Here is a 3801-nt window from a genome sequence, read left to right as displayed (position 1 = left end):
GATTGCCTTTGACTCAGCCGTCCAGGAGATTTGGCCTTATCTCACTGCTGGTGCAGCACTATACCTGTCGACAGAAGAGTTGCGAATCAATCCGGAGGCTCTACGAGATTGGCTCATTGATTTACGGATTACGGCTAGCTTTGCGCCTACACCTATTCTGGAAAGACTCTTGAAATTATCTTGGCCAGAGAAGACGGATCTCCGTTTTATCATTACGGGAGGAGATCAGTTAACACAGTATCCATCTGAACAAATCCCTTTTGCGGTGATTAATCAGTATGGTCCATCGGAAAATACCGTCGTTACCACTGATTGTTATGTGCCTGTAGGAATGACAACAGGTACTCCGTCGATTGGTCGACCGATTGCGAATACAGAAGTATATGTGTTAGATTCTCACCTTCAGCCGGTGCCAGTGGGTGTGATTGGAGATCTCTATATCGGAGGAAAGAGTCTTGCTCGTGGCTATGCTAATCGTCCGGAACTCACAGAGGAAAAATTCATTCCGCATCCGTTTAAGTCAGGGGAACGTCTCTATTACACTGGGGACAAAGCAAGTTATCTTCCTGACGGTGATCTCCAGTTCCATGGTCGTATGGATGACCAAGTAAAAATTCGTGGTTTCCGGATTGAACTGGGAGAAGTTGAAGCAACTTTGCAGGCGCATTTGTCTGTAAAAGAAGCTGTTGTACTGGTAAGAGAGGATCATCCAGGAGACAAACGATTGGTAGCTTATGTAGTTGGTGAAGGAAGTGTTCATGAATGGCGGGAGCATCTGAAAACACATTTACCGAATTACATGGTTCCGGCACACTTTGTCGAGATGGCATTTTTACCACTCACACCGAATGGAAAACTCGATTTAAAAGCATTGCCTGTACCTGATGAACCATCTACTGAAAATACTGTATACCCACGAACTCCGATGGAAGAGCTCGTTGCATCGGTATGGAGTCAAGTGCTAGGCATAGAAAATATTGGTGTCCAGGATTCCTTCTTCGATCGAGGTGGCCACTCGTTGCTCGCTACCCAAGTTGTATCTCGGTTAAAAGAGGCATTACAAATCGAATTGTTAGTACGTGAACTGTTTGAGTATTCAACAGTAGAGGCGTTGGCGAAGCGACTGGATCAATTGCGTAAAGGAGACAAAATACGAGAAATTCCACCGCTTATGCCGATGGAACGGGGAGAAGCCATTTCGCTCTCTTATGCCCAACAGCGCCTGTGGTTCATTGACCAATTCACGCCTAATAGTGCACTTTATAATATACCGATGGTATGCCGTCTTACAGGGAATTGGGTACCCAAAGCATTGGAGACGGGATGGAATCAGCTGATAGAGCGTCATGAATCTTTGCGAACGGTGTTCCATGAAATGGATGGTCATCCTGTGCAGCAGATTCAACCATATGCTTTCCGGTTCCTTCCCCAAATAGATCTAACTACGCTTTCCTCCGAAGAGAGAGAAAGCGTAATGGAAAAATGGATCCAAAACGAAGCCGAAGCGCCATTTGACTTAGGACAAGGTCCGTTGATCCGTGGGCAAATCGTGCAAATCGCAGAAGAAGAATGGATTCTTCTTTGTACCATGCATCATATTATCTCGGATGGCTGGTCGATGGAAATCTTGCTCCAAGAATGGATGGCATTCTATGAAGAAGCGGTTGGTGGAAAACCAGCAGAACTCGCACCATTACCGGTTCAATATGCCGACTTTGCCCAATGGCAAAGGGAATGGATGAAAGAAGAAGTACTTGATCAGCAGCTTGCATATTGGAAGGAAGAGCTGTCTGGCGAGTTACCAGTCTTAATGTTGCCGATGGATCGTCCTCGTTCTGCGGTGCAAACCCATCGTGGATCGACACACACTGTGTTGTTGTCACGCTCGTTACGCGACAAACTGAACGAACTTAGTCGTCAAGAAGAGTCGACGCTCTTCATGACCTTACTGGCATCGTATCAAAGCTTCCTCGCTCGTTATACAGGACAATCGGATATTCTTGTCGGAAGCCCGATTGCAAACCGAAATTATCGTGAGATTGAAGGGTTGATTGGTTTCTTCGTCAACACGTTGGTTTATCGGGCTGATCTGAGTGGCGCACCGACATTCCAAGAGTTGTTGTCTCAGGTACGGACAAAAGCATTGAAGGCGTATGAATACCAAGATGTTCCGTTTGAAAAGATTGTAGATGTCATACAACCCGAGCGAAGTACAAGTCATTCTCCGATCTTCCAAACCATGTTTACCTTGCAAAACACGCAACAAGAGCTTCCAGAGCTTCATGGAAGAAGTTTAGAAGCGATGGAAAGTCATACTTCGATCGCCAAGTTTGATTTGAGTTTAAGCGCCGCAGAGGTGGAAGAGGGTTTATTCCTTTGTTTTAACTATAAGAATGATTTATTTGATGTTGTAACGATCAGACGTATGGCTGAGCATTTTGAAAACTGGTTGAAGGAAATCGTGGAACATCCCGATAAAACACTGACGAAGTTGACGATGCTATCGGAATTAGAGAAGCAATTGATGGAAGAGTGGAATGATAATGCTGTAGCGTATCCACGTGAGAGTGTGATCCATAAACTGTTTGAAGATCAAGTGAATCGTACACCTGACACGGTGGCGGTGGTGGATGGAAATCAGCAGTTGACGTATCGAGAGCTGAATGAGAAAGCAAACCAATTGGCCCATTATCTCCAGAAATGTGGGATTGGGACCGAGTCATTGGTCGGTCTCTGCTTCCAGCGTTCAGTTGAGATGATTGTTGGTCTCATGGGGATCTTGAAAGCTGGGGCAGCCTATGTTCCATTGGATCCATCGTATCCAGAAAGTCGCCTACGATATATTCTGGAGGACACAGGGATTCAAGTATTGGTCACGAGCGAAGCATTAGTTGGTTGGATACCTGAAGAAATCGAAGCAGTTTGTTTGGATCGGGATCAAGCGATGATCTCACGAGAAAGCATTCTTTCACCAATATGTGAAGTGACAGGAGAAAATTTGGCGTATGTAATCTATACTTCGGGATCAACAGGGAATCCGAAGGGAGTGATGGTAGAGCATCACAATGTGATTCGTTTATTTAAATCAACGGAATGTTGGTATCAGTTTGATGAAAAAGATACTTGGACGCTTTTCCATTCTTATGCGTTTGACTTCTCGGTATGGGAGATTTGGGGAGCATTGCTCTATGGAGGAAGATTGGTTGTTGTTCCTTACTGGATTAGTCGATCGCCCAAGGATTTCTATCAACTGTTAGTAGAGGAAGAGGTTACGGTTCTTAATCAGACACCATCCGCATTTCGACAATTGATACAAGTGTGTGAACAAGAAGATGAGAATAAAAACTTGCATCTGCGCTATGTCATATTTGGTGGGGAAGCACTCGATCCTACCAGCTTGCTACCATGGTTTCAAAGGTATGGAGAACAGAACACACAGCTAATTAATATGTATGGAATTACAGAAACTACCGTTCATGTTACGTATTATCCAATTACTCAAGATGATGTGCAGCATTCTTCAAGAAGTAATATCGGAAAGCGGATTCTAGATTTAGAAGTGTATGTACTAGACAATTGTCAACAGCCTGTGCCTATTGGCGTATCTGGTGAACTATATATTGGTGGAGCAGGACTCGCACGTGGGTATTTAAAAAGACCTGAATTGACTGCAGAACGTTTCATTCCTCATCCATTCAGTAGTGATCCGGGAGCGCGATTATATCGGACAGGAGACTTAGCGAGATACTTGCCAGATGGAAATCTAGATTATCTTGGGCGGATTGATCACCAGGTGAAAAT

General features: G+C 44.6%; 1 protein-coding gene. It reads left to right on the top strand.

The window, feature by feature from the left end:
• Positions 1 to 3801: non-ribosomal peptide synthetase (locus tag C568_RS31220; RefSeq protein ID WP_018783028.1), on the top strand; the 3801-nt coding region annotated here is incomplete at both ends.

Source organism: Bacillus sp. 95MFCvi2.1 (assembly GCF_000374965.1).
Taxonomy (GTDB): domain Bacteria; phylum Bacillota; class Bacilli; order Bacillales; family Bacillaceae_G; genus Bacillus_A; species Bacillus_A pseudomycoides.
This window is presented reverse-complemented; position numbering and strand designations above follow the sequence as displayed.